A 25,056-nucleotide genomic window follows, 5' to 3' on the forward strand; every position below is an offset into this window, starting at 1 on the left:
GCGTGTGCCAGGGTGCAGCCATGCCGGCAGCGAACCTGGACAGCAGCAGCGTGCTCGGCCGCGTCACCCTGGTGACCGGCAAGGAGGAGTTCCTCAACGAGCGCACCGTCCAGACGGTCCGCGACGTCGTCCGGGCCCACGACGGCGAGGCGGAGTTCTCCGAGACCGGCGCCTCCGACCTCACCCTGGCCTCGCTGGGGGAGATGTCGGCGCCGTCGCTGTTCTCGGCGACGCGGTGCGTCGTCGTCCGGGGGCTGGAGAACCTGCCCGAGGAGTCGGTCGCCGGCCTGCTCGAGTACGCCGCGGCGCCGGTCGAGGACGTCGCGGTGGTGCTCGTGCACGGCGGCGGTGCCAAGGGCAGCGGCACCCTCACCAAGCTGCGCAAGCTGCGCGGGGTCACCGAGACCATGTCCGAGGAGCTCAAGGCCTCCGAGTTCCCCGGCTTCGTCGCCGCCGAGGTCCGTCGCCACGGCGCCACCATCGACAACGACGCCGCGCGCGCCCTCGTCGAGGCGGTCGGCCAGGACCTGCGCTCGCTGTCGGCGGCCGCGCACCAGCTGACCAACGACTTCTTCGGCGAGCGGCTGACCGCCGACAAGATCGCGCGCTACTTCGGTGGCCGCGCCGAGGCCAAGTCGTTCGCGGTGGCCGACCACGCGTTCTCCGGGCACCGCGAGCAGGCGCTCGAGGAGCTGCGCTGGGCGATGGACAACGGCACGCCGGCGGTCCTGGTGACCTCCGCCTTCGCCGGCAGCGCCCGGGGCCTGGCCCGCTACAAGGGCGCGATGAGGGGCCTGCGCGAGGCCGACCTGGCCCGGGAGGTCGGCGTCCCGCCGTGGAAGCTGCGCACCCTGCGCTCGCAGGCCCAGGGCTGGTCGGAGTCCGGGCTGTCGCGCGCGATCCGCGCCGTGGCCCAGGCCGACGCCGACATCAAGGGCGCCGCCAGCGACGCCTCGTACGCCCTCGAGCGCCTGGTGCTGACCATCGCCGGCCTCCGCGACGAGCGCTGACCCGTCGCTGATCAGCGACGGGTCAGCGAAAAACACGTCGACCCGTCAGTGATCACTGACGGGTCGATGCAGGTGGGGCTCAGAGCGAGGCGGAGGTCTTCGAGATCGCCGACTTGCGGTTCGCCGCCTGGTTCTTGTGGATGACGCCCTTCGAGGCGGCCTTGTCGAGCGCCTTGTTGGCCTCGCGGCCGAGGGTCAGCGCCTGGTCCTTGTCGCCGGCCGCAGCGGCCTCGCGGAACTTGCGGACGGCGGTCTTCAGGCCGGTCTTGACCGCCTTGTTGCGCTCGTGCCGCTTCTCGTTCTGCTTGTTGCGCTTGATCTGGCTCTTGATGTTCGCCACAGGGTTGCCTTCGCCTCGGATGCTGGTGCTGGACAGGTGGTGCAGGTCTGGGTGCGTGGGCACGTCGGGACGGCCGGCACGCGACGGACCAAGTTACCAGTGGGACGTGCAGGACAGAAATCGTCACCGGGTCCCACGCCGGGTCACGGACCGAGACCCAGCCGGCGCGCCGCGGCCCCGAGCATCCGGGCCGACTCGCGCCGCCGGAAGTCTTGCAGGGTCGGCAGGTTGACGTCGACGGCGGTGTGCGCGCGGTGGGCCAGGTAGGTCCCCATCGCGACCAGCCACGACGTCACGACCTCGTCGCCGACCCGGGCCAGCGCGGGGGAGGTGGCGAGGGAGGCGTCGAACCAGGGGGTGTCGACCCGCTCCAGCCGCGCCAGCAGCGGGTCGAGCCAGTCCGGGCCGATGCCGCAGGCGCCCCAGTCGAGGAAGACCAGCTCCCCGGTGGGCCGCACGAGGAGGTTGTCGTTGCGGATGTCGTAGTGCACGAGGTGGTCGCTCGGCTGCTCCGCGAGGGCCCGGACGCCGGGCAGCAGCTCCTCGCGGCGCTCGACCACCCACGCCGGCACCAGGTCGGGCGGCACCTCCGCGACGTGCTCGAGCCCCGCCCGCCACCCGACGAACGTCGCGCGGAGGTCGGTCAGCCCGGCGCGGTAGAGCGCGTTGCCGGACGCCGGGGGCGGCCGGGGCGGGTCGGGCACCCGCTGGGCCATGACCTCCACGAGCCGGTCGGTGTCGTCGACGAGCCGGCCCATCTCGGCGTCGTCGTCGAGGTCGGGGTGGCGGCCGTCGACGTCCTCGAGCAGCAGCGCCACCCAGCCGTCCTCGTCGTGGGACGCCAGCAGGTCGGCCCACAGCGGGTGCGAGCCCAGCAGCGTCAGGGCGAGCACCTCGCGGCGGAACAGGGTCGGGCTGTCGGGGTTGAGGTCGGCGCCCACCGCCTTGACGAACGCGCGGCTGCCGTCGGCGCAGCGCAGCCGCGTGGCGCACCCGGGGGAGAAGCCACCGACCTGCTCGCGGGTCTCGACGACCGGGGAGCCCAGGGTGTCCTCCACCCAGGCGCGCACCGCCGCCGGCATCTCGGCGTACGTCGCGCGACGACCGACCGCCCGTGGCGCCGTCACTCGCCGGTCTCCCAGCCGCGCCGCTCGCAGAGCCAGTCCCAGAGCACGTCGGCCTGCCAGCGCTGGTGGTCGCGCAGGTGCGGCGACGTCGGGGGCACCGGGTCGTCGGCCGACTTGAGCAGGTAACCGGTGAGCAGGGCCAGCACGACGTCGACCGACTCGGCCGGCACGTCGGCGAAGGTGGGGTGCTCGGCGAGCACGGCCTCGACGTCGAGCCCGTCGCCGCACGGTCCGACGAGCAGCATCAGGGAGTCGAGCCAGGCCGCGCCCAGCACCGGCCAGTTCCAGTCGCACAGCAGCGCGCGGCCGTCGTCGGTGAGCAGGATGTTGTCGTCGCGCACGTCGGTGTGCACCACGGTCGTGCCGCCGACGACCTCGTCGAACCGGGCCGCGAGGGCCGCGGCCTCCTCACCGTGCGGGAGGACGAAGGTGCGCAGCGCGTAGTCCCAGTGCGCCGGCCACCCGGCCAGGTCGGCGGCGACGGTGTCGAGGGCCAGCCCGGCCGGCGGCGGGGTCAGCACCGCGGCGGTGGTGGCGAGCATGTCGAGCGCGAGGTCGAGGTCGCCGCGGGTCCAGGGACGGCGGGGGGCGCGGGCCTCGACGTGCTCGATGCCGAGCACCACCCAGTCGTCGGCGTCGTGGACCCACAGCAGCCGCGGCGCGGGGACGCCGGCCGGCAGCGCCCCCAGCCGGCGTGCCTCCTCGCGGTAGGACTCCGCGAAGAGCCGCTGGGCCCTGGTCGAGGCGGCCTTGACGAAGTGCCGCGACCCGTCCGCGCCCAGGAGCACCGAGGCAAAACCCGGGGTGAAGCCGGCCGTCTGCGAGTGCGAGGACCGCACGGCCGTCCCGATCCGCCACTCGACCGCCGACCGGATCACCGGCGGCAGGTGCGGCCACTCCAGGCGCCGGGCGGTGCGGCCGACGGGGGCAGGGTAGGGCCGCGGCGAGATCACGGGCGCCATCCTCGCCGACGCGGTGCCGTCGGTCCCTGACCGGCGCGCGGTCCACCGGGGGCGACCATTTCGCCCCGCGCGCACCCGTCGGGGACACTGGAGCCCTCATGGCTGCCTCCACCGCTCCGAAACCCGGTCACACCGACCCCGCGATCATCCGGAACTTCTGCATCATCGCCCACATCGACCACGGGAAGTCGACCCTGGCCGACCGGATGCTGCAGCTGACCGGCGTCGTCGACGCGCGCGCCGCCCGGGCGCAGTACCTCGACAGGATGGACATCGAGCGCGAGCGCGGCATCACCATCAAGAGCCAGGCTGTCAGGATGCCGTGGACCGTGCCGGCCGGCAACGACGAGAAGGCCGAGCCGGGCACCTACGTGCTCAACATGATCGACACGCCGGGCCACGTCGACTTCACCTACGAGGTCTCCCGCTCCCTCGAGGCGTGCGAGGCCGCCGTCCTGCTCGTCGACGCCGCGCAGGGGATCGAGGCCCAGACGCTGGCCAACCTGTACCTCGCGATGGGCGCCGACCTCCACATCATCCCGGTGCTCAACAAGATCGACCTGCCCAGCGCGAACCCCGAGAAGTACGCCGCGGAGATCGCGGGCCTGGTCGGCTGCGACCCCGACGACGTGCTCCGGGTCAGCGCCAAGACCGGCATGGGCGTCGCCGAGCTGCTCAACCACATCGTGGCCGAGACCCCGCCCCCGGTCGGCGACGCCGACAAGCCGGCGCGGGCGCTGATCTTCGACTCGGTCTACGACACCTACCGCGGCGTGGTCACCTACGTCCGCGTCGTCGACGGCAAGCTCACCCACCGCGACCGGATCAAGATGATGTCCAACGGCGTCGTCCACGAGATGCTCGAGGTCGGCGTGATCAGCCCCGAGCCGGTCAAGTCCAGCGACCTCGGCGTCGGCGAGGTCGGCTACCTGATCACCGGGGTCAAGGACGTGCGCCAGTCGCGGGTCGGCGACACCGTCACCACCCAGCACCACGGCGCGACCGAGGCGCTGGGCGGCTACAAGCACCCCAACCCGATGGTCTACGCCGGTCTCTACCCGATCGACGGCGACCAGTACGGCGACCTGCGCGAGGCCCTCGAGAAGCTCCAGCTCAACGACGCCGCCCTCGTCTACGAGCCCGAGACCTCCGGTGCCCTCGGGTTCGGGTTCCGCGTCGGGTTCCTCGGGCTGCTGCACATGGAGATCACCCGCGAGCGCCTCGAGCGCGAGTTCGACCTCGACCTCATCTCGACCGCCCCCAACGTGGTCTACGAGGTGATCCTCGAGGACGGCACCTCGATCGAGGTGACCAACCCCAGCGAGTTCCCCGAGATGAAGATCGACGAGGTCCGCGAGCCCGTCGTCAAGGCCACGATCCTCAGCCCGAGCGACTACATCGGCACGATCATGGAGCTGTGCCAGGCCAAGCGCGGCATGCTCGGCGGCATGGACTACCTGTCCGAGGACCGCGTCGAGATGCGCTACACCCTGCCCATGGGCGAGATCGTCTTCGACTTCTTCGACCAGCTGAAGTCGCGCACCAAGGGTTATGCCTCCCTCGACTACGAGCGCTCCGGCGAGCAGGCCGCCGACCTGGTCAAGGTCGACATCCTGCTCCAGGGCGAGCCGGTCGACGCGTTCAGCGCGATCGTGCACAAGGACGCCGCCTACGGCTACGGCGTGATGATGGCCGGCAAGCTCAAGGAGCTCATCCCGCGCCAGCAGTTCGAGGTGCCGATCCAGGCCGCCATCGGCGCCCGGATCATCGCCCGCGAGAACATCCGCGCCATCCGCAAGGACGTGCTGGCCAAGTGCTACGGCGGTGACATCACCCGCAAGCGCAAGCTGCTGGAGAAGCAGAAGGAGGGCAAGAAGCGGATGAAGATGGTCGGCCGCGTCGAGGTCCCCCAGGAGGCGTTCGTCGCCGCGCTCTCCAACGACGGCGCCGGGTCGGCGTCCGAGAAGGGCAAGAAGTAGTCCGTGGACCGAGGCGGTCCCGCCGGGCCGGCCGGCGCGGACGGGCCCGACCGGGCGGCCTGGCTCGACGCGCTGCCGCGGCTGGTCCGCGACCTGCTGGCGGAGTGGCGGTTGACCAGCGACGGCGAGCCGGTGCCCGGGCGCCGCGCCCTGGTGCTCCCGGTGCGCGACGCCGACGACCGCGCCGCCGTGCTGAAGGTGCACCCCCGCGAGGAGGAGTCCGAGCACGAGCACCTCGCGCTGCAGCACTGGCACGGCGACGGCGCGGCGCTGCTGCTGCGCGCCGACCCGCGCCGCGGCGCCCTGCTCCTCGAGCGGCTGCACCCGGTCGACCTGACCGATCACTGGGACCTCGAGGCCTGCGAGGTCGTCGCCGGGCTCTACGCGCGCCTGCACGTGCCGGCCCCGCCCCAGCTGAGGCTCCTCACGACCCACGTCGAGCGCTGGACCGAGGCGCTGGCCGACCTCCCGCGCGACGCCCCGGTGCCGCACCGGATGGTCGAGCAGGCCGTGGCGCTCGGTCGCGGGTTCGTCGCCGACCCGGCCAGCACCGGCACCCTGGTCCACACCGACCTGCACTACGGGACCGTGCTCGCCGCCGACCGCGAGCCGTGGTTGGCGGTCGGCCCGAAGCCGCTCAGCGGCGACCCGCACTACGAGGTCGCGCCGTTGCTCCTCCACCGCTGGGACGAGCTCGACGGCGACGTCCGCGGCGGGGTGCGGCGCCGCTTCCACGCCGCCGTCGACGCCGCCGGCCTCGACGAGGACCGGGCCCGCGACTGGGTCGTGGTCCGCATGCTCGGCGACGTGGTCCGGGCGCTGGCGGCGCACCGGCCGGACGGCGACCGGATCACCCGCTGCGTGAGCATCGCCAAGGCCGTGCAGGACTGACCCCGACGCCTCGGCGCCTCGGGGGCGGTCGGGTGGGAGGATGGGGCGGTGTCGGTCATCGTCTCGGTCCACGTCGGCCGGCCGCAGCCGGTGCGGTGGGTGCGCAGCGGCCGGACGTCGATCGAGAAGGCCACCGTCAGCGGTCCGGTGTCGGTGGGCCCGCTCGGCCTCGAAGGCGACGAGGTGTCCAACCGGCGCCACCACGGCGGGCCGGACAAGGCGCTCTACGCCTTCGCCCGCGAGGACCTCGACCGGTGGGCGGGGACCTTCGGCGCCGACGTCCCCGACGGCACGTTCGGGGAGAACCTCACGACCCGGGGCGTCGACGTCAACGGCGCGGAGATCGGCGAGCGGTGGCGGATCGGGGCGGACGTCGTGGTCGAGGTGACGATGTTCCGCACGCCGTGCCGCACCTTCCAGGTCTGGCTCGGCCGGCAGGGCTACGACAACCGGGCCTGGGCCCGCCGCTTCGCCGAGGACGGCCGCCCCGGCGCGTACCTGCGGGTCGTCTCGCCGGGCCTGCTGCGGGCCGGCGACGCGGTCGAGGTGGTGCACCGTCCGGGCACCGGCGTGACGGTGTCGTCGTGGTTCGGCGAGGTCATGCGGACCCCGCGCGGTTGAGCGGGAAAGCGGCTCCGTGGCCCGGCGCGGCGGTGGCAAACCGTGTCAGCACGCGGGTTGTCTACCCGCTGGTAGGTGAAGTGATCTAGGTTACGTCGCAACCCGTACCCGCCCGGTCGAGCCCAGGAGCAACATGCCCGTCAATCACGACACGTCGTTCGTCGACACCATGCCGCAGAACGTGGCCGTGCAGTTCATCGAGCGGGTGAAGGTCTCACCCGGCTCCGAGGCCTTCCGCTTCCCCCGCGGCGAGTCGTGGGAGTCCGTCACGTGGCAGCAGGCCGGCGACCTCGTCAGCCGCCTCGCCGCCGGCCTGCTCTCCCTCGGGCTCGAGTCCGAGCAGCGGGTCGGGATCGCGTCGGGCACCCGCTACGAGTGGATCCTCGCCGACCTCGCCATCATGTGCGCCGGCGGCGCGACCACCACGGTCTACCCGAGCACCAACGCCGACGACACCGGGTTCATCCTGGGCGACGCCTCGTGCCGCTTCGTCTTCGCCGAGGACGACGTCCAGCTCGCCAAGATCGCCGAGCAGGCCGCGGACCTGCCCGAGCTGGTCAAGATCATCACCTTCGACGGCACCGCCGACGGCGACCGCGTCCTGACGCTCGACGCCCTCGCCGAGCTCGGCGACGCCTACCTCACCGAGCACCCCGGCATCGTCGAGGAGAAGGCGCGGGCGATCCCCGCCGACCAGCTCGCCACCCTCATCTACACCTCCGGCACCACCGGCCGGCCCAAGGGCGTGCGGCTGCTGCACCGCTCCTGGGTCTACGAGGGCGCGGCCATCGAGGCGCAGAAGATCCTCGACGAGTCCGACCTGCAGTTCCTCTGGCTCCCGATGGCCCACTCGTTCGGCAAGGTGCTGCTGTCGGCCCAGCTCGCCTGCGGTTTCGCGACGGCCATCGACGGTCGCGTCGACAAGATCGTCGACAACCTGGCGGTGGTGAAGCCCACCTTCATGGGCGCGGCCCCGCGCATCTTCGAGAAGGCGCACGCCCGCATCGTCACGATGCAGGCCGCCGAGGGCGGTGCGAAGGAGAAGATCTTCAAGAAGGCCTTCGCCGTCGGCCTCGAGGTCGACCGGCGCAGGATCGAGGGCAAGTCCATCCCGGTCGGGATGAAGCTGCAGCACGGGCTGTTCGACAAGCTCGTCTTCAGCAAGGTGCGCGACCGGTTCGGCGGACGGGTGCGCTTCTTCATCTCCGGCTCGGCTGCCCTCAACCCCGAGATCGCCGCGTTCTTCCACGCCGCCGGCGTGAAGATCCTCGAGGGCTACGGGATGACCGAGAACGCCGCCGGCGCCACGGTCAACCACCCCGACCACTACAAGATGGGCACCGTCGGCCCGGCGCTCCCGGGCGCCGAGGTGAAGATCGGCGAGGGCGACGAGGTGCTGCTGCGCGGGCCCCACATCATGGCCGGCTACCACAACAACCCCGACGAGACGGCCCGCACGATCGACGCCGACGGCTGGCTGCACACCGGTGACAAGGGCTCGCTGGACGCCGACGGCTTCCTCACCATCACCGGCCGGATCAAGGACCTCTTCAAGACCTCGGGCGGCAAGTACATCGCCCCGCCGGCGATCGAGGCGAAGTTCAAGGCGCTCTGCCCCTACGCCAGCCAGTTCCTGGTCTTCGGCAGCGAGCGCAACTTCGTGGTCGCGCTGATCACCCTCGACCCCGACGCCATGGCGGTGTGGGCCGAGGAGAACGGGCTGGCCGGCAAGGGCTACACCGAGGTCGTGCGCTCCGAGAAGGCCCACGCGATGGTCAGCGGCTACGTCGAGGAGCTCAACGCCAAGCTCAACCGCTGGGAGACCATCAAGAAGTGGGAGATCCTCGACGAGGACCTCACCATCGAGTCCGGCGAGCTCACCCCGTCGCTCAAGGTCAAGCGGAACGTCGTCGAGGCCAGGCACGAGGACCTGATCGCCGGCTTCTACGCCTGAGTCGTCGTCGGCCCCGGGTGTGTCCACACCCGGGGCCGAGGCGTCCCTCAGCAGACGCACAGGCGTGGCGGTCACCCTCGGGTCATGAGCAGCGAGCCGACCCGCCCCCACCCCGACCACCACTCCGACGGCCACGACTCCGACGGCCACGGGCCGGAGGGTCACGACCTCGGTCTGTCGCACGACCTGGTGAGGATCGCCGAGCACCGGCGCGCGGCGCTGGGCCGTCGCGGCCTGCTGACCGTGCTCGGCGGCATCGGCGCCGTCGCCGTGGTCGGCTGCGCGGCCGACGACCCGCCGGGCCCGACGGCGTCCGCCACCAACCCGTCGGCGAGCCGGGGCGCCGCTGGCGCACCCCCCGCGGCCGGCGGCCAGGGGTCCGCCGTCGACGTCGCCGACGGCGAGATCCCCGAGGAGACCGCCGGCCCCTACCCCGGGGACGGCTCCAACGGCGTGAACGTGCTCACCGAGTCCGGCGTCGTCCGCAGCGACATCACCTCGAGCTTCGGGTCCGCCTCGGGGGTCGCCGCGGGCGTCCCGACGACGGTCCGCCTCAAGGTCTACGACCTCGACGGCGACGACGCGACCGCCCTCGCCGGCGCGGCGATCTACCTGTGGCACTGCGACCGCGACGGTGAGTACTCGATGTACTCGGAGTCGATCGCCGAGGAGAACTACCTGCGCGGCGTCCAGGAGACCGACCGCGACGGCTGGGTCGAGTTCACCACCATCTTCCCGGCCGCCTACTCCGGCCGCTGGCCGCACATGCACTTCGAGGTCTACGAGAGCCTCGCCGCGGCGACGGGTGCCGAGCGCAAGCTGCGCACCTCGCAGCTCGCCATCCCCGAGGCCACGGCCCGCGAGGTCTACGCGAACGCCGAGGGCTACGCGGCCAGCGTGGCCACCCTGGAGCAGACCAGCCTGAGCGACGACATGGTCTTCTCCGACGGCTACTCGCTGCAGATGGCGAAGGTCTCCGGCTCGCTCGCCGACGGCTACGTGCTGACGCTGAACGTGCCCGTCTGACCGGGGGTCGGGCCGCTGCGCGAGGATGGAGCCATGCCCTCCGTCCTGCCCGCCGGTGACCCGGTGCCCGACGACGGCAGCCTGCCCGACTCCGCCCTGTCCGGTCTCGGGGAGCGCAGCTTCTCCTTCTACGTCCACGTGCCGTTCTGCCGGGTGAGGTGCGGCTACTGCGACTTCAACACCTACACCGCCGAGGAGCTGGGTGCGCCCGGGGCCGACGGGCGCGGCGGGACCTCCCGCGGCACCTACGCCGCCTCGGCGGTCGCCGAGGTGCGCCGGGCCCGCCGCGTGCTCGGCGACGTGGACCTGCCGGTGTCGACGATCTTCCTGGGCGGCGGCACGCCGACGCTGCTGAGCCCCGCCGACCTCGGTTCGGTGGTCGCCGCGATCGGCGCCGAGTTCGGGCTCGCCGCGGACGTCGAGGTCACCACCGAGGCCAACCCCGACTCGGTCGGGCCGGAGGACCTCGAGCAGCTGCGCGAGGTCGGGTTCAACCGGGTCTCGTTCGGCATGCAGTCCGCCGTCGACCACGTGCTGCGCGTCCTGGACCGCACCCACGACCCGCTCCGGGTGCCCCACGTCGTCGACTGGGCGCGCGCGGCCGGCTTCGAGCAGGTCAGCCTCGACCTCATCTACGGCACGCCGGGGGAGTCGCTGGAGGACTGGGCGACGTCGCTCGACGTCGCGCTCGCCTGCGAGCCCGACCACGTCTCGGCGTACTCGCTGATCGTCGAGGACGGCACCGCGCTGGCCCGCCGGGTGCGGCGCGGCGAGCTCCCCATGCCCGACGACGACGACCTCGCCGACAAGTACGTGCTCGCCGACGACCGGCTCGCCGCGGGCGGCCTCGGCTGGTACGAGGTCTCCAACTGGGCCCGCGACGAGGCAGCCCGGTGCCGGCACAACCTGGCCTACTGGCGCGGCGGCGACTGGTGGGGCGTCGGGCCCGGCGCGCACTCCCACGTCGGCGGGACCCGCTGGTGGAACGTCCGGCACCCCGTCCCCTACGCCGAGCGGCTCGCCTCCGGGCTGAGCCCCGCGCACGCCCGCGAGGTGCTCGACGACGACACCCGCCGGCTGGAGCGGGTGCTGCTGGAGGTGCGGCTCGCCGAGGGCCTGGCCCTCGACGTGCTGGAGTCGACCGACGGGGTGGGGCCGGTCGTCGAGGCCGGGCTCGCGGTCGTCGACGACGGGCGGCTGCTGCTCACCCGGCCCGGCCGGCTGCTCGCCGACGCCGTCGTCCGCGACCTGCTGGGCTGACCCGCCGGGCTGACTGGCCGGGGTCAGCCGGTGACGAAGTCGATGAGCTCCTCGACGCGGCCGAGCAGCGCCGGCTCGAGGTCGTGGAAGGAGCCGACCCGGCCGAGGATCTGCTTCCAGGCGCGGGCGATGTCGGCCTGGTCGCGGTGCGGCCAGCCGAGGTGCTGGCAGACGCCCTTCTTCCACTCGATGCTGCGCGGGACGTCGGGCCAGCGCTCGAGCCCGACCCGGCCGGGCTTCACCGCGGCCCAGACGTCGACGTAGGGGTGCCCGACGATCAGCACGTGCTTCCCGACCGGCGAGGACGCGACCGCCTGGGCGATCCGGCTCTCCTTGGAGCCGGGCACCAGGTGGTCGACGAGCACGCCGACGCGGCGCTCGGGGCCGGGTCGGAAGTCGCGCAGGTGCTCGGCGAGGTCGTCGACGCCGTCGAGGTACTCCACGACGACGCCCTCGATGCGCAGGTCGTCACCCCACACCTTCTCGACGAGCTCGGCGTCGTGCCGGCCCTCGACGAAGATCCGGCTCGCCCGCGCGACCCGGGCCCGGGCGTCGTGCACCGCGACCGACCCGGACGCCGTGCGCGTGGGCCGGGCGGGCGCGCCGGCTCGGGCCGGGGGCCTGAGGATGACCGGCCGGCCCTCGAGCAGGAAGCCGGGGCCGAGCGGGAAGGTGCGGCGCTTGCCGCGCCGGTCCTCGAGCGTGAGCGTGTCGAGGTCGCGGTCGACCGCGACGATCTCGCCGACGAAGTCGGTCATGACCTCCTCGACGACGAGCCCGGGGTCGGCCGCCGCCTCGGCGGCGCGCCCGCGCTTGGGCGCGCGCCAGTCTCCGGACAGGACGTCGGTGCCGTAGCGATCCACCCGCTCACGCTAGGCGCGGGCACCGACAGCGGCGGTCAGGACGCGCCGTTGGCGCCGTCCTGTGACGTGGGGGACCCGCCCGCGTCGACGTCGGTTTCCTCGGGCTGCTCGGCCGTCTTGCCGCCGGTCAGCAGGTCGTCGACGGTCTCGCCGTCGTCGAGACCGCCGGCCAGCGGGTTGTCGTCACCGGGCACCAGGTCGGCGGGCAGCTGCTCGTCGCTGATGCCCTCGGGTGCGGACTCGTTCTCGGACTCGCTCATGGTGCGAACCTACGACGCCGTCGCGCCGGCGGGACCACCTGGGCGGGCGTGCTCAGATGAGGGGGAGCCGCTTCTGCGCCCGCGGGAGCTGCTCGTAGGCCCGGCGGACGGCGTCCTCGAGGTGGCGCACGGGGAAGGGCCACTCGGCCTGGGCGAGCGCGTCGGCGGCCGGGACGCCACGGCCGGCGAGGTCGCGGATCGTCTCGGCCATCACGCCGATGGCGTTGCGCTGGTCCTCGAGGAACTCGCGGTCGACCACGGCCCCGTGGCCCGGCACGACGACGGTGGCGGCCGTGGTGAGGCCGAGGACGACGTCGAGGGACAGCGGCCACTCGAGCGGGAAGCAGTCGGGCCCGAACCCGGGGGTCGCCTCGCGGTCGGCCGACTCCTCGACCAGGTCGCCGGCCAGGACGACGTCGACGTCGGGGATGCGGGCCACCAGGTCGCCGGCGGTGTGGCCGCGCCCGGGGTGGACCAGCTCGACCTGGCGGTCGCCGAGGTCGACGACCACCGCCGAGGAGAAGGTGTGGTCGGGCACGACGACGTCGCTGGCGACCACCTCGGCCGCGTGCGGGTCGTCGGCGCCGTCGTCGGGGTCGGCGTAGCGCTGCTTGACGCGCTCCACGGCCGCGGCGACGTTCGCGGCCGCCGTCTCGTGCGCGCGGATCGGCACCTCGCCGTAGGCCGCCCGCAGGGTGGCGTTGCCGAGCACGTGGTCGAAGTGCTCGTGGGTGTTGACCACCTCGACCACCTCGACGCCGGGGCCGAGCCCGAGCGCGGCGACGTCGGCGACGACCTGGCGCGCCGCGGAGCCCGAGGCGAGCGTGTCGACGACGAGCAGCCCGCGCTCACCGCGCACGAGCGTCACGTTGACGTCGAACCACGCGTGGCGCGCGACCCAGACCCGGTCGGCGATCTCGGTGAACGGCATGGGGCGAGCGTACGGACGCCCGGCCCCACCCTCAGCAGAGGCCGGCGTGCAGCTCCGTGCGCAGCAGCTCGCCGAGCTCCTCGGTGGTGCTCGCGACCCGGCGGAAGACCAGCCGGTGCACGTGGGAGCCCTCGACGTCGACCCACTGGACGTCGACCCCGGCGGGGGAGAGGCCGGCGAGCGCGACGCCGATGACGTCCGCGAGCCGGGTGCCGGTGGTCGTGCTGACCGCCCGGCGCAGCTCGTCCTGGTGGCAGAGGTTGGCGTGCTCGGTCGAGCGCTGGAGGTAGCCGCCGTTCAGCAGGTGCTCGGCGGAGCGGAAGTGCTCGACCGGGACCCGCTGCCGCCCGTCGCCGGGGGCCGTGGGCTGCGACAGCACGACGAGGTCGACGACGAGGACGAGGGTCTCGCGCTCGTCGCAGCAGCACTCGCAGGTCTCGAGGCCCCGGGTCTCGAGCCGCCCGCCGAGGGTGACGACGGCCTCCCGCTCGGTCGAGCCGGGGCGGCCGACGCCGCTCTCGAGGGTGAGCAGGGCGCGGCGGCCGTCGGCGGCGGCGGCCGCGAGCCGGGTGCCGACCGGGCTGGAGAACGTGGGGACGCCCCCGAGGTCCTGCATGCCGAGCTCGCCGCCGGACTCGCCGAGGTCGCCGAGCACGTCCTCGACGCCGTCGACGACGAGGTTCACCCCGGCGGGGCAGGCCAGGATGCTGCGGGCCGCACGGGCGAGCCGGGCCGGCTCGGACTGCCAGGGGCCGGTGGTGGTGCTGCGGTGGTCGAGCGAGGTCATCGGAACTCCTCCAGACGAATAAGGCAAGCCTAACCTACATCTCCCCGGGGATGACAAGTGCCGTCACGACGAGGCGGTAGGCTTGGCACTCCCGGACGACGAGTGCCAGCACCCGCCGGCGGGTCAGCGGCAGCGGACAGGAGGCGGCATGCAGGAGGAACGACGGCTCGCCGTCCTTCGTGCGATCGTCGAGGACTACGTCTCGACCGAGGAGCCGGTCGGGTCCAAGGCCCTCGTCGAGCGGCACGGCCTCAACGTCTCCCCGGCCACGGTCCGCAACGACATGGCCGCCCTGGAGGACGAGGGCTACCTCACCCAGCCGCACACCAGCGCGGGCCGGGTGCCCACCGACAAGGGCTACCGCCTCTTCGTCGACCGGCTGACCACGGTCAAGCCGATGACCGGTGCGGAGAAGCGCGCCATCTCCAGCTTCCTCGACGGTGCCGTCGACCTCGACGAGATCGTCACCCGCTCGGTGCGGCTGCTCTCGCAGCTGACCCGCCAGGTCGCCGTCGTGCAGTACCCCACGCTCTCGCGCTCGACGGTGCGCCACGTCGAGCTGGTCGCCCTCGCCCCTGACCGGCTGCTGGCGGTGCTGATCCTCAGCAGCGGTCGCGTCGAGCAGCGCCTGGTCGAGCTGGGTTCGCCGATCGCCGACGACGACCTCGCCCGGCTCCGCACCCGCGTGAACCTCAGCGCCACCGGCGAGGTGATCGCCGAGGCCGCCACCGCGCTGCGCGACCTCGCCGAGGCCGAGCCCGGACCCAGCGCGCTGGTCGCCGGCGTCCTGGTCGACGCGATGAGCGACCACCGCTCCGACTCGCGGGTCGCCGTGGGCGGCGCCGCCAACCTCGCCCGCTACGGCGACAGCTTCGACTCCGCGGTCCGTCCGCTCCTCGAGGCGCTGGAGGAGCACGTGGTGCTCCTCAAGCTGATGGGGGAGGCCTCCGCGGCCGGCACCGTCACCGTCCGGATCGGCGCCGAGGGCCCGATCGAGCAGTTCTCCTCCACCAGCGTGGTCACCACGGGCTACGGCCCGCACGACGACGCGCTGGCCACGCTCGGCATCGTCGGCCCGACCCGGATGGACTACCCGGGCACGATGGCAGCGGTGCGTGCGGTCGCCCGCTACGTCTCCCGGATCCTCGACGAGGCCTGAGGCCTCCATCCCACCCCAGCACCACACCCACGACCCCTCGCACGAAGGAACACAGTTGAGCCAGGACCTGTACGACCTCCTCGGGGTGTCGCGCGACGCAGACGCCGACGCCCTCAAGAAGGCCTACCGAAAGCTCGCCCGGCAGCTCCACCCCGACGTCAACCCGGACCCCGAGACCCAGGAGCGGTTCAAGGAGGTCTCGGCGGCCTACGAGGTGCTCTCCGACCCGCAGAAGCGGGCGGCCTACGACCGGGGCGGCGACCCGTTCGGCGGCGGCTTCGGCCAGGGCGCCGGCTTCTCGTTCACCGACATCATGGACGCCTTCTTCGGCGGCCAGGGTGGTCCGGGCGGTCAGGGTGGGGGCGGTCGCGGCCCGCGGTCGCGGATGCGGCGCGGCCAGGACGCCCTGATCCGCATCGAGATCGACCTGGCCGAGGCCGCCTTCGGCGTCTCGCGCGAGCTCAAGGTCGACACCGCCGTCCTGTGCACCGCCTGCCAGGGCGACGGCGCCGCGCCCGGCAGCCACCCCGTGCCGTGCGAGACCTGCCGCGGCCAGGGCGAGGTCGCCCACGTGCAGCGCTCGTTCCTGGGCGAGGTGCGCACGCTGCGCCCGTGCGCCGCCTGCCGCGGCTTCGGCACGATCATCCCGGAGCCGTGCCGCGAGTGCTCCGGCGACGGCCGGGTCCGTTCGCGCCGCACCCTCACGGTCAAGATCCCCGGCGGCGTCGACACCGGCACCCGGGTCCAGCTCGCCGAGCAGGGTGAGATCGGCCCCGGCGGCGGGCCGGCCGGCGACCTGTACGTCGAGATCCAGGTCGCCGCGCACGAGACCTTCACCCGCCACGGCAACGACCTGCACTGCACGGTCACGCTGCCGATGACCGCGGCCGCCCTCGGCACCACCCTCACGCTGCCGACCCTGGAGGCCGACGTCGAGGGGGCCGGGTCCTCGGCAGGCGCCGACCCCGGCGTCGAGACGTCGTTCGACCTCGTCATCGAGCCCGGCACGCAGTCCGGCTCGCAGGAGGTGCTGCGGGGTCGCGGCGTCCCCGGCCTGCGCGGCGGACGCGGCGACCTGGTCGTCTCCGTGGTCGTCGAGACGCCCGGTCGGCTCGACGCCCGCCAGGAGGAGCTGCTGCGCGAGCTCGCCGCCCTGCGCGGCGAGGAGCAGCCGACCGGTCAGGTCAAGGCCCAGCAGAAGTCCGTCTTCGGTCGCCTCTTCGGTCACTGAGCAGCGCCGTGTCGCTCCCCGTCCACCTCGTCCCCTCGCTCGGCAACCCGGCCCCGGCGGCCGGCGACCGGGTCGAGGTCGAGGGCGACGAGGCGCACCACGCCGTCGCGGTGCGGCGGACCCGCGTCGGCGAGCGCCTGGTGCTCACCGACGGCGCCGGCACGTCGGTGACCGGCACGGTGGCCGAGACCGGCAAGCGCCGGCTCGCGGTGGTCGTCGACGCGGTCGACGTCGTGCCGGAGCCGTCACCCGCGATCACCGTCGTGCAGGCCCTGCCGAAGGGCGACCGCGGCGAGCTCGCCGTCGAGGTGCTCACCGAGGTGGGGGTCGCCGAGGTCGTCCCGTGGGCCGCGTCCCGGTCGGTCGCGGTCTGGAAGGGCGAGCGCGCCGAGAAGTCGCTGGCCCGCTGGCGGGCGACGGCACGCGAGGCGGCCAAGCAGGCCCGCCGCTCCTGGCACCCGGTGGTGACCCCGCTGGCGAGCACCGCGGACGTCGTCCGGCTGGTCGCCGGGGCCGACCTCGCGGTGGTCCTGCACGAGGCCTCCACGTCGCCGCTCGCCGCGATCGCGGTGCCGGCGTCCGGGCGGGTCGTGGTGGTCGTGGGCCCCGAGGGTGGCCTGAGCGACGACGAGGTCGCGGCCCTCGTCGCGGCCGGTGCGCACGGCGTCCGGCTCGGTGCGGAGGTGCTGCGGACCTCCACCGCCGGGGTCGTCGCCGTCGGCGCGCTGCTGGCTCGCACCCCGCGCTGGTCCTGACCCTCAGCGGGTCGCGAGCAGCGCCTCGACCCGGGCCGACTCCTCGGCCAGATCGTCCCGCTCGGCGCGGGTCAGGTCGCGCAGCGTCTCGAGGACGACGACGCGGCCCTCCACGACGTGCCACAGGCCGGTCAGCCAGCCGTCGACGAACAGCGTCATCGCCGAGGCGCCGTTGACGCCGGACCAGGCGTCGCGCGCCCCGGGCGCGGTGACCCGGTCGCGCCGGGCGTGCGAGAGCCAGACGTTGTCGTAGGTGCCCAGGAGCCGGACCGGGGCGGGCTCGTCGCCGGCCGCCAGCGGTGCCCCCTCGACGTCGTACAGGGTGCGGCCGTCCTCGTCCTCGTGCACGACGAGGTCGCCCATCGCCGCGACGACCGGCCCGAGCCGGGTCACCGCCGACCACGCCGTCACGTCGGCCGCCGTGGCCGGACCGAACGCCCGGAGGTAGCGGCGGACGACGTCCTCGGGGGCCGGCGCGTCGAGCGGGCGACCGGTCCAGCGGTCGGCGCGGTCGTACACGACGCCGCCGGCACCGCGCCACGTGCCGCGCGGCGGCAGCTGCACCAGCGGCGCGGCCGAGCGCGCGAGCTGGCCGAGTCGGGTGGCGGGGTGGTCCGGGAACCGCTCGGCCAGCGCCGCGCCGATCGCCCTCTGCGGCAGCGGCCCGCCGGCGAGCACCTCGTCGAGGGCGGCCAGGAACGCCGCCCGGTCGACGTCGCGCGCCGTCCCGACGTTCTGGCTGGCCCGGATCTCGCGCTCGTGCACCGTCGCGGTGAAGGCGCGCAGCCCGACGTCCTCGGCAGCGAGCAGGTGGACGGTGCCGCGCATCGTCAGCAGGCGGACCAGGGAGCGGTCCTCGAGGCCGCGGGTGACGTCGTCGGGGTCGAACGACGACAGTCGCGCCGCGAGCGACAGGAACGGCGGCAGCCTCTCCTGGGCCTGGAGCCCGAGGAGGTGGCGGCACTCCTCGACGACGCTGGCGCCGGTGCGCTCGAGCAGGTGCTGGCGCCGCAGCAGCGTGCGGTTCAAGGCCTGCGGCGAGAGCCTCACGTCGTCGACCGGGCCGGGTGCGCTAGCCGACGGTGAAGGTGCGGGTGTCCTCGTAGGGGCCGGGGCCCTCACCGCCGCTGGGGTCGTCGGTCATCGCGTGCAGGACGTACTCGCCGGGGGCCAGCGAGGAGATGTCGACCTCCGCCGACCACGGGTAGAGGTCGTCGAGCCAGCCCTCGGCCGTGGCGAAGTCGCGCAGCACCTCCGAGCCGGAGGCGTCGGTGACGAAGAACGGCACCGTCGCCTCGAACGAGGACGCCACGCCCTCGACGCTGAGGGTGCCGCTCGCCGTCGCACCCTCCTCGGGCGTGGTCAGGCTGACCAGGGCGAGCACCTTCAGCGGCTTGGCCGCCTCGACGCCGTCGCCGGTGGGCTGGCCGAGCAGGTCGACGGGGGCGCCGTCGGCGAGGACGACGCGGACCGGCAGGCGGGACCCGGCGACGCCCTGCAGCGTGTAGACGAGCGACTGGACGGCGAGCCTGGCGTCGGCGGGGGACAGGCTCTTGTCGGGGCTGGTCACCGAGTCCTCGGCGAGGGTGACCACGAGGGCGCCGTCCTCCTGGGCGACCGCCTCGATCCTGACGCCGTTCAGCAGCGTGCCGTAGTCGGGGTCGAGCGCGTCGCCGGCCACGAGCAGCGCGGCGGCCTCCTCGAGCGGGTTGTCGGACCCGACCTCGCGGAACTCGCGGTAGAGCCGCTGCCCGAACGGGGAGTCACCGGTGAAGTAGACCGGTGCCGCGGTCGTGGCGCCGGGCTCGCCCGGCTCGGTCGACGGGGCCCCGGACTCCTCCGGGCTGCTGCTCGGTCCGTCGCCGGGTGCGCTGCTCGGCGCCTCGCTCGGGCTCGGGCTCGGGTCGGAGGCGTCGGTGCCGGTGTCGGACGACGCCGGCTCGGGCTCGTCGTCGCCGCAGCCGGCCAGGAGGCCGAGCGCCAGGGGGGCGGCGAGGGCGAGGGCGGCTCCACGGGTCCTGAGGTTCATGGGTCCATCCTTCCGTCGTCGGGCGGTGGATCGGTGGTTCATCCGACTCTGAGGGTGCGCGTGTCGACGTCGGTGCCCCGGCCCTCGGTGCCGGCGGTCGGGTCGTCGGTGGTGCAACGGAGCGTGTAGTCGCCGGGCTCGACCCGGGCCAGCTCCACCCGTGTCTCCCAGGGCTCGAGGGTGTCGTCGAGCAGGCCGCCGTTGACGGTCGCCCTCGCCCACGCCGCGTCGCCCGCGGCGTCGAGGAGCTGGCAGAAGATCGAGCCCTCCCACGAGCTCCCCACCCCGGAGGCGGTGAACGCGCCGCTGACGACGGCGCCCTCGTCAGGTGCGTGGATCTGCACGTGCGACTGGACCACCAGCTCGTCCTGCGCGGCCGTCGGCGCCACGACCCGCTCACCGCCGGCGTCCACGAGCTCGACGGGCAGGTCGACGCCCTCGGCGGCCTGGAGCGTCGCGACGAGCTGCTGGACGGCGAGGGCGTCGTCGGTCGGGCCGCCCTCGACGACCACCCGGACGACGTCCGCGCCGACCTCGTACGACAGCAGCGAGCCCTCGGGCCACCGGGTGCGGTGGTCGGGGTCGGTCGGCCCGGCCATCAGCGCCTCGAGGGCGGTGGCGCCGGTCGACGTCGACCGGTAGAGCACCTCGGCCGGGGCGTCGGGTCCGTCGGGCCCGGGCCCGACGAAGTAGGCCGCCGTCCCCGCGCCCGCCTCGCCGGTGCCCCCGGAGCCGGCGTCCTCGGCCGCGACGACGATCGTGCGGGTGTCCTGGGTCGGCGCGACGCCCTCGCCGCCGGTGGGGTCGTCGGTCCGGGCGACGAAGGTGTAGGTGCCGGGCTCGAGGTCGGAGACGTCGATCTCGGTCTCCCACGGGTAGAGCCGGTCGTCGGCCCCCTCGGCCGTCGCCGAGTCCTCCGCCACCACGGTCCCGTCGGCGTCGACGAGCTGCCAGGGCACGGTCGCCTCGAAGGAGTTCGCCACGCCCCGGGCGGTGAAGCTGCCGAACACCGTGCGGCCCTCGCGGGGGTCGCTGATGCTCACCAGGGCCAGGGCGTCGGGGTCGGCCTCGACGGTGAACGGCTCGGCGCCGCGCGAGAACGTGATCGACTGGAGCCCGGACGCCGCCGCGACCGTGGCCCGCAGCTGCTGCAGGGCCAGGTCGTCGTCCGGTGCGTCCGGGGACAGCTGCACCCGCACCTGGCCGTCGACGACCCGGGCGCCGGTCACCGAGCCGGCCGGCCACGCGGTGCGGTAGTCGGGGTCGTCGGGCGCGGCCAGGGCCTCGACCGCCACCAGCAGGTCCTGGGCGGGGTCGAACCGGGGCACCTGCTGGAACTCGCGGAACAGCCGGGTCCCCTCGGGCGTGTCGCCCAGGAAGTAGAGGCCCACGGCCCGGGTGCGGCCGGCCGGCGCGGTGTCGGGGGGCGCCGAGGGCGAGGCCGTGGTGGGCTCGGTCGTCGGTGCGGCCACGTCCGGGTCGTCGCCGTCGCCGCGGTCGACGACGACCGCGACGGCCACCACGACCGCGGCCGCGAGCAGCGCCGAGCCGCCGGCCGCCCACCAGCCGCGGCGGGGCGGCGGCGTCGTCCGGGCCCGGATGGCCGCGAGCCGGTCGGTCGGCTCGACGTCGGCGACGGCGTCGCCGACCAGGGCGCGCAGGTCGTCGTCGTGCCGGTCGTGCCGGTGCTGCCAGGGATCGGGGGTCGTCACAGGTCTGCTCCGTCCAGGAGGACGCGGAGCGCGGCGGCTCCGCGGGAGGCGTGGGACTTGACCGCACCGCGGCTGATGCCCAGGGCATCGGCGATGTCGGCCTCGCTGAGGTCGAGGTAGTAGCGCAGCGCGAGCACCTCGCGCTGGCGCCCGGGCAGCGCCCGCAGCGCGTCGAGCACGACCTCGCGGCGGGCGCGGGCCAGTGCGGGCTCGTCGGCCGGGCCGGCCGGGTCCGGCAGCCGCTCGCGAGCGGCGTGCCGGTCGACGACGCCGCGGTGGCGCAGCACCGAGCGGGAGCGGTTGACCACCGCCTGGCGCAGGTAGGACAGCGCCTTGTCGGGGTCGCGCAGGCGTCGCCAGTGGCCGTGCATCGCGACGAACGCGTCCTGGACGACCTCCTCGGCGGTCCCGAGGTCGCGCACGAGCAGCACCGAGAGCCGGACCAGCTGGCGCCAGTGGGCGGCGTAGAGGGACTCGACGGCCCGGTCGGCGTCCCAGTCGCGGGACCCGCTCACGACTGCCTCGTCCTCGGTGCCGACATGGGTGATCACGGTAGTGGGACGCGCACCGGTGCCCCGGGGTTTACCGTGGGTGCCCATGACGTCCGTGACCGCTGTCGATGACTGCCTGTTCTGCAAGATCGTCGCCGGTGACATCCCGGCCGAGGTGCTGCACAGCACCGAGCGCACGGTCGCGTTCCGGGACCTGAGCCCGCAGGCGCCGACCCACGTGCTCGTCGTGCCGCGCGACCACCACGAGAACGCCGCCGCCCTGGCCGCCGCCGACCCGGAGGCCTCGGCCGAGCTGGTGCGGACGGCGGCCGCGGTCGCCGCCGCGGAGGGCCACGACGACTACCGGCTCGTGTTCAACACGGGGTCCGGGGCCGGCCAGACGGTCTTCCACGCCCACCTGCACGTGCTCGCGGGCCGCTCGTTCGGCTGGCCGCCCGGCTGACCCGGACGCCGGTGCCTCACAGGACGGCGAGGACGATCCGGAGCACCGCGAAGAGCACCGGCATCCCGAAGACCACCAGCAGCACCCACGCGGTGATGCGGTGCAGCGGCTTGGTGCCGTCGAGGTTGCCGGCGAAGTCGAGGAGCGCCCCGTCGGGGACGTGGTGGGTCAGCCCCATCCGGCGCGCGTCCTCGGGCAGCATCCCGCCGGGGAACCAGGAGGGCGGCGCCGGCTCGCCGGCGTCGTCGGGCGCGAGGTCCTCGTCGAACTCGTCGCGCTGCATGGTCACACGGTACGACCTCGGGCCCCGGGTTACGCGGTGGAAGGGCCCGTGGCCCGCGGCGTACCATGGACTCCTCACGACATCCCGACCGAAAGGCCGCCCGCCCCGGGCACCCATGACCGACTCCCACAGCACCGGTGACCTCCAGACCCGCCACACCGTGGTGGTCCCCAACAGCATCGACATGGTCACCCTCCTCGGTCCGGGCGACGAGCACCTCGGCATCATCGAGGGCGGTTTCCAGGCCGAGATCCACGTCCGCGGCAACCGGATCACCCTGCGCGGCGAGCCGGGCGAGGTGGCGCTGGCCGAGCGGTTGCTCGACGAGCTCGTCACCATCATCCGCACCGGCCAGGGCATCACGTCCGAGACCGTCGAGCGCGTGATCACGATGCTGCGCACCGAGACCACCGAGCGACCCGCCGACGTGCTCTCGCTCAACATCCTGAGCAACCGCGGCCGCTCGATCCGACCCAAGACGCTGAACCAGAAGCGCTACGTCGACTCCATCGACAAGCACACGATCACCTTCGGCATCGGCCCGGCCGGCACCGGCAAGACCTACCTCGCCATGGCCAAGGCGGTCCAGGCCCTGCAGAACAAGCAGGCCAACCGGATCATCCTGACCCGCCCGGCCGTCGAGGCCGGGGAGAGCCTGGGTTACCTGCCGGGCACGCTCAGCGAGAAGATCGACCCCTACCTGCGCCCGCTCTACGACGCGCTGCACGACATGATCGACCCCGACACCATCCCCAAGCTGCTCGCGGCGGGCACCATCGAGGTCGCGCCGCTGGCCTACATGCGCGGTCGCACCCTCAACGACAGCTTCATCATCCTCGACGAGGCGCAGAACACGACGCCCGAGCAGATGAAGATGTTCCTGACCCGCCTCGGCTTCGGCTCGAAGATCGTCGTCACCGGCGACGTCACCCAGGTCGACCTGCCGGGCAGCACGAAGTCCGGCCTGCGGGTCATCCAGGGGATCCTCGACGACGTCGAGGACATCTCCTTCCAGCGGCTGACCAGCCACGACGTCGTGCGGCACCGGCTCGTGGGCCGCATCGTCGCGGCCTACGACGAGTTCGACGCCCGCGGGGGACTCCAGAACGCCAAGGAGCAGACCAGGTGAGCAGCTCGTGACGATCGAGGTCATCGACGAGTCGGGGCTCGACGTCGACGTGCAGCACCTGGCCCGGCTGAGCCGGTTCGTGATGGACCGGATGCGGGTGCACCCGCTCGCCGAGCTGTGCATCAAGGCCGTCGACGAGGACACCATCGCCCAGCTCAACGAGCAGTGGATGGAGAAGGAGGGCCCGACCGACGTGCTGGCCTTCCCGATGGACGAGCTGCGCCCCGGCCTGGTCGACGAGGAGCCCGAGGAGGGCGTGCTCGGCGACATCATGCTGTGCCCCGCGATCGCCGCGCGGCAGGGCGAGACGGCCGGGCACGGCACCGTCGCCGAGATCGAGCTGCTCACGACGCACGGGATCCTGCACCTGCTCGGCTACGACCACGCCGAGCCCGAGGAGCACCGGGTGATGTTCGCCCTCCAGGACGAGATCCTGGGGGAGTGGCGCACCGCATGACCCGCGTCCCGCCCCGCCGGTGACCTGGTTCCTGGCCGCGGTCCTGGTCGTCCTGGCCGGCGTCTTCACCGCCGTCGACGCCGCGCTGGGGTCGTTCTCCAAGGCCCGCGCCGCCGAGCTCGTCACCGAGGAGCGGGCCGGCGCCAAGCAGCTGGTCCGGCTGCTCGAGGACGCCCCGCGCCACCTCAACACCGCGCTGCTGCTGCGGCTGCTGTGCGAGATCTCCGCGATCGTGCTCGTCACCCTCGACCTCGACGAGGCCCTCGACGGCGAGTGGTGGATCAGCGTGCTCGTCGCCATCGGGGTGATGCTGGTCGTCTCGTTCGTCGTCATCGGCGTCGGACCGCGCACCCTGGGCCGCCAGCACTCCGAGACCGTCGCCCTGCTCTCGGCCGGCACGCTGTCGGCGTTCACCACGGTGCTCGGCCCGCTGCCGCGGCTGCTCATCCTGCTCGGCAACGCCATCACCCCCGGCCGCGGCTTCCGCGAGGGTCCGTTCTCGAGCGAGACCGAGCTGCGCGAGATGGTCGACATCGCCGAGGCGTCGGCGCTGATCGAGGAGGGCGAGCGGCGGATGATCCACTCGGTCTTCGAGCTCGGCGACACCACCGTGCGCGAGGTGATGGTGCCGCGCAACGACGTCGTCTACATCGAGCACTACAAGAACCTGCGCCAGACGATGTCGCTGTTCCTGCGCAGCGGCTTCTCGCGGCTGCCGGTCGTCGGGGAGAACCTCGACGACATCCGGGGCTTCGCCTACCTCAAGGACGTCGTCCGCCGCGACTTCGAGGACCCCGACATCGAGCTGACCCAGCACGTCGAGGAGGCCATGCGGCCGGTGCTGTGGGTGCCGGAGTCCAAGCCGGTCGACGACCTGCTGCGGCAGATGCAGGCCGACCGCCAGCACATCGCCGTCGTCGTCGACGAGTACGGCGGCACCGCCGGCCTGATCACCATCGAGGACCTCCTGGAGGAGATCGTCGGGGAGATCACCGACGAGTTCGACGAGGACGAGGTCGAGGTCGAGCAGCTCGACGAGGTCGACGGGCTCGACGGCGGCTACCGCGTCTCCTCGCGCTACCCCGTCGACGACCTCGACGAGCTCTTCGGCTTCGACGTCGAGGAGGAGGACGTCGACAGCGTCGGCGGCCTGATGGCCAAGCACCTGGGCCGGGTGCCGATCGCCGGCTCCGTGGTGGAGGCGCACGGCCTGCGGTTCGAGGCCGAGGACGTCGCCGGCCGCCGCAACAAGGTCGGCACCGTGCGGATCCGCCCGGTCGCCGTCCCGGCGCCGGAGCCGGCCGGCGACGAGCCGTCCGACGACTGACGCCCCGGG

The 25,056-nt window shown here is 73.6% G+C and carries 26 protein-coding genes; 14 read left to right on the plus strand and 12 right to left on the minus strand.

Annotated features, from left to right (window positions below; all coding sequences use genetic code 11):
• Positions 1-20: 20 nt before the first annotated feature.
• Positions 21-1,010, plus strand: coding sequence for a DNA polymerase III subunit delta (gene holA / locus FE634_RS09290; protein WP_138875718.1), 990 nt, complete (start codon positions 21-23; stop codon positions 1,008-1,010).
• A gap of 79 nt (positions 1,011-1,089) precedes the next feature.
• Here the strand turns inward: holA and rpsT are convergent, their stop codons facing one another.
• The 3 genes from rpsT to FE634_RS09305 form a co-directional block, all read right to left on the minus strand.
• Positions 1,090-1,350 (minus strand): 30S ribosomal protein S20, encoded by a 261-nt coding sequence (gene rpsT, locus FE634_RS09295; protein ID WP_134766194.1) that lies wholly within the window; start codon positions 1,348-1,350, stop codon positions 1,090-1,092.
• A gap of 143 nt (positions 1,351-1,493) precedes the next feature.
• Positions 1,494-2,477, minus strand: a complete 984-nt coding sequence (locus FE634_RS09300; RefSeq protein ID WP_138875719.1) for a phosphotransferase — start codon at positions 2,475-2,477, stop codon at positions 1,494-1,496.
• On the minus strand, positions 2,474-3,430 hold the full coding sequence (locus FE634_RS09305) for a phosphotransferase family protein (protein WP_396954635.1): 957 nt from the start codon (positions 3,428-3,430) through the stop codon (positions 2,474-2,476). The genes FE634_RS09300 and FE634_RS09305 overlap by 4 nt, the downstream gene beginning before the upstream one ends.
• A gap of 107 nt (positions 3,431-3,537) precedes the next feature.
• On the opposite strand from FE634_RS09305, the gene lepA reads away from it, so the two are divergent.
• From lepA to hemW, 6 genes are all read left to right on the plus strand, one after another.
• Complete coding sequence (lepA, locus tag FE634_RS09310) at positions 3,538-5,418, plus strand: translation elongation factor 4 (RefSeq protein ID WP_137292002.1); 1,881 nt, start codon at positions 3,538-3,540, stop codon at positions 5,416-5,418.
• A gap of 3 nt (positions 5,419-5,421) precedes the next feature.
• Positions 5,422-6,309, plus strand: coding sequence for an aminoglycoside phosphotransferase family protein (locus FE634_RS09315; RefSeq protein ID WP_138875721.1), 888 nt, complete (start codon positions 5,422-5,424; stop codon positions 6,307-6,309).
• A gap of 48 nt (positions 6,310-6,357) precedes the next feature.
• On the plus strand, positions 6,358-6,930 hold the full coding sequence (locus FE634_RS09320) for an MOSC domain-containing protein (protein ID WP_222847695.1): 573 nt from the start codon (positions 6,358-6,360) through the stop codon (positions 6,928-6,930).
• Positions 6,931-7,063: 133 nt separating this feature from the next.
• A complete protein-coding gene (locus FE634_RS09325; protein WP_138875722.1) occupies positions 7,064-8,884 on the plus strand; it encodes an AMP-dependent synthetase/ligase in 1,821 nt (606 codons plus the stop codon).
• Positions 8,885-8,968: 84 nt separating this feature from the next.
• The gene (locus FE634_RS09330; RefSeq protein WP_138875723.1) at positions 8,969-9,910 is read left to right on the plus strand and encodes a dioxygenase family protein; all 942 of its coding nucleotides are present in this window, start codon (positions 8,969-8,971) and stop codon (positions 9,908-9,910) included.
• A 33-nt stretch (positions 9,911-9,943) separates the two neighbouring features.
• On the plus strand, positions 9,944-11,170 hold the full coding sequence (gene hemW, locus FE634_RS09335) for a radical SAM family heme chaperone HemW (protein WP_148240533.1): 1,227 nt from the start codon (positions 9,944-9,946) through the stop codon (positions 11,168-11,170).
• A 23-nt stretch (positions 11,171-11,193) separates the two neighbouring features.
• Here hemW and FE634_RS09340 read toward each other — a convergent pair whose 3' ends face one another.
• From FE634_RS09340 to FE634_RS09355, 4 genes are read right to left on the minus strand one after another with little or no spacing between them, the layout of a single operon-like run.
• Positions 11,194-12,033, minus strand: coding sequence for a DUF3097 domain-containing protein (locus FE634_RS09340; RefSeq protein WP_138875725.1), 840 nt, complete (start codon positions 12,031-12,033; stop codon positions 11,194-11,196).
• A gap of 35 nt (positions 12,034-12,068) precedes the next feature.
• A complete protein-coding gene (locus FE634_RS09345) occupies positions 12,069-12,293 on the minus strand; it encodes a hypothetical protein (protein WP_138875726.1) in 225 nt (74 codons plus the stop codon).
• Positions 12,294-12,345: 52 nt separating this feature from the next.
• A complete protein-coding gene (locus tag FE634_RS09350) occupies positions 12,346-13,224 on the minus strand; it encodes an MBL fold metallo-hydrolase (protein WP_137291995.1) in 879 nt (292 codons plus the stop codon).
• Positions 13,225-13,255: 31 nt separating this feature from the next.
• On the minus strand, positions 13,256-14,011 hold the full coding sequence (locus FE634_RS09355; RefSeq protein ID WP_138875727.1) for a hypothetical protein: 756 nt from the start codon (positions 14,009-14,011) through the stop codon (positions 13,256-13,258).
• Positions 14,012-14,159: 148 nt separating this feature from the next.
• On the opposite strand from FE634_RS09355, the gene hrcA reads away from it, so the two are divergent.
• From hrcA to FE634_RS09370, 3 genes are read left to right on the plus strand one after another with little or no spacing between them, the layout of a single operon-like run.
• Positions 14,160-15,170, plus strand: coding sequence for a heat-inducible transcriptional repressor HrcA (gene hrcA, locus FE634_RS09360; RefSeq protein WP_138875728.1), 1,011 nt, complete (start codon positions 14,160-14,162; stop codon positions 15,168-15,170).
• A 55-nt stretch (positions 15,171-15,225) separates the two neighbouring features.
• A complete protein-coding gene (gene dnaJ / locus FE634_RS09365) occupies positions 15,226-16,401 on the plus strand; it encodes a molecular chaperone DnaJ (protein ID WP_137291992.1) in 1,176 nt (391 codons plus the stop codon).
• Between the two features lie 8 nt (positions 16,402-16,409).
• Complete coding sequence (locus FE634_RS09370) at positions 16,410-17,156, plus strand: 16S rRNA (uracil(1498)-N(3))-methyltransferase (protein WP_137291991.1); 747 nt, start codon at positions 16,410-16,412, stop codon at positions 17,154-17,156.
• A 3-nt stretch (positions 17,157-17,159) separates the two neighbouring features.
• Here FE634_RS09370 and FE634_RS09375 read toward each other — a convergent pair whose 3' ends face one another.
• Genes FE634_RS09375 through FE634_RS09390 form a run of 4 tightly spaced genes read right to left on the minus strand, consistent with a single transcriptional unit; the run spans position 17,160 to position 21,412 of the window.
• A complete protein-coding gene (locus FE634_RS09375) occupies positions 17,160-18,206 on the minus strand; it encodes a winged helix DNA-binding domain-containing protein (protein WP_170981407.1) in 1,047 nt (348 codons plus the stop codon).
• 22 nt (positions 18,207-18,228) lie between these two features.
• Positions 18,229-19,185: a Gmad2 immunoglobulin-like domain-containing protein gene (locus FE634_RS09380; RefSeq protein WP_187366868.1), complete on the minus strand. Its 957-nt coding sequence runs from the start codon at positions 19,183-19,185 to the stop codon at positions 18,229-18,231.
• A gap of 38 nt (positions 19,186-19,223) precedes the next feature.
• A complete protein-coding gene (locus tag FE634_RS09385) occupies positions 19,224-20,897 on the minus strand; it encodes a Gmad2 immunoglobulin-like domain-containing protein (protein ID WP_138875732.1) in 1,674 nt (557 codons plus the stop codon).
• Positions 20,894-21,412: a SigE family RNA polymerase sigma factor gene (locus FE634_RS09390; protein WP_246060486.1), complete on the minus strand. Its 519-nt coding sequence runs from the start codon at positions 21,410-21,412 to the stop codon at positions 20,894-20,896. Before FE634_RS09390 ends, FE634_RS09385 begins: the two co-directional genes overlap by 4 nt.
• An 82-nt stretch (positions 21,413-21,494) precedes the next feature.
• Between FE634_RS09390 and FE634_RS09395 the strand changes: the two genes are divergently transcribed.
• Entirely contained in the window at positions 21,495-21,851 is a 357-nt protein-coding gene (locus FE634_RS09395) for an HIT domain-containing protein (RefSeq protein WP_137291986.1), read from the plus strand.
• 16 nt (positions 21,852-21,867) lie between these two features.
• Here the strand turns inward: FE634_RS09395 and FE634_RS09400 are convergent, their stop codons facing one another.
• Complete coding sequence (locus FE634_RS09400; RefSeq protein WP_137291985.1) at positions 21,868-22,134, minus strand: hypothetical protein; 267 nt, start codon at positions 22,132-22,134, stop codon at positions 21,868-21,870.
• 115 nt (positions 22,135-22,249) lie between these two features.
• Between FE634_RS09400 and FE634_RS09405 the strand changes: the two genes are divergently transcribed.
• The 3 genes from FE634_RS09405 to FE634_RS09415 are packed head-to-tail and all read left to right on the plus strand — an operon-like array spanning position 22,250 to position 25,047.
• Complete coding sequence (locus FE634_RS09405) at positions 22,250-23,263, plus strand: PhoH family protein (RefSeq protein WP_137291984.1); 1,014 nt, start codon at positions 22,250-22,252, stop codon at positions 23,261-23,263.
• A gap of 7 nt (positions 23,264-23,270) precedes the next feature.
• Positions 23,271-23,720 (plus strand): rRNA maturation RNase YbeY, encoded by a 450-nt coding sequence (gene ybeY / locus FE634_RS09410; RefSeq protein ID WP_137291983.1) that lies wholly within the window; start codon positions 23,271-23,273, stop codon positions 23,718-23,720.
• Positions 23,721-23,739: 19 nt separating this feature from the next.
• Positions 23,740-25,047, plus strand: a complete 1,308-nt coding sequence (locus FE634_RS09415; RefSeq protein WP_137291982.1) for a hemolysin family protein — start codon at positions 23,740-23,742, stop codon at positions 25,045-25,047.
• The last annotated feature ends 9 nt before the right edge of the window (positions 25,048-25,056 follow it).

The organism is Nocardioides sp. S-1144 (assembly GCF_005954645.2).
Taxonomy (GTDB): Bacteria; Actinomycetota; Actinomycetes; order Propionibacteriales; family Nocardioidaceae; genus Nocardioides; species Nocardioides dongxiaopingii.

Coding starts and splice junctions, on each gene's coding strand:
- holA (WP_138875718.1), top strand. CDS start 21: ATGCCGGCAGCGAACCTGGACAGCAGCAGCGTGCTCGGCCGCGTCACC.
- hrcA (WP_138875728.1), top strand. CDS start 14,160: ATGCAGGAGGAACGACGGCTCGCCGTCCTTCGTGCGATCGTCGAGGAC.
- FE634_RS09380 (WP_187366868.1), bottom strand. CDS start 19,185: ATGAACCTCAGGACCCGTGGAGCCGCCCTCGCCCTCGCCGCCCCCCTG.
- hemW (WP_148240533.1), top strand. CDS start 9,944: ATGCCCTCCGTCCTGCCCGCCGGTGACCCGGTGCCCGACGACGGCAGC.
- FE634_RS09400 (WP_137291985.1), bottom strand. CDS start 22,134: ATGCAGCGCGACGAGTTCGACGAGGACCTCGCGCCCGACGACGCCGGC.
- lepA (WP_137292002.1), top strand. CDS start 3,538: ATGGCTGCCTCCACCGCTCCGAAACCCGGTCACACCGACCCCGCGATC.
- FE634_RS09355 (WP_138875727.1), bottom strand. CDS start 14,011: ATGACCTCGCTCGACCACCGCAGCACCACCACCGGCCCCTGGCAGTCC.
- FE634_RS09345 (WP_138875726.1), bottom strand. CDS start 12,293: ATGAGCGAGTCCGAGAACGAGTCCGCACCCGAGGGCATCAGCGACGAG.
- FE634_RS09350 (WP_137291995.1), bottom strand. CDS start 13,224: ATGCCGTTCACCGAGATCGCCGACCGGGTCTGGGTCGCGCGCCACGCG.
- FE634_RS09405 (WP_137291984.1), top strand. CDS start 22,250: ATGACCGACTCCCACAGCACCGGTGACCTCCAGACCCGCCACACCGTG.
- FE634_RS09325 (WP_138875722.1), top strand. CDS start 7,064: ATGCCCGTCAATCACGACACGTCGTTCGTCGACACCATGCCGCAGAAC.
- FE634_RS09330 (WP_138875723.1), top strand. CDS start 8,969: ATGAGCAGCGAGCCGACCCGCCCCCACCCCGACCACCACTCCGACGGC.
- FE634_RS09395 (WP_137291986.1), top strand. CDS start 21,495: ATGACGTCCGTGACCGCTGTCGATGACTGCCTGTTCTGCAAGATCGTC.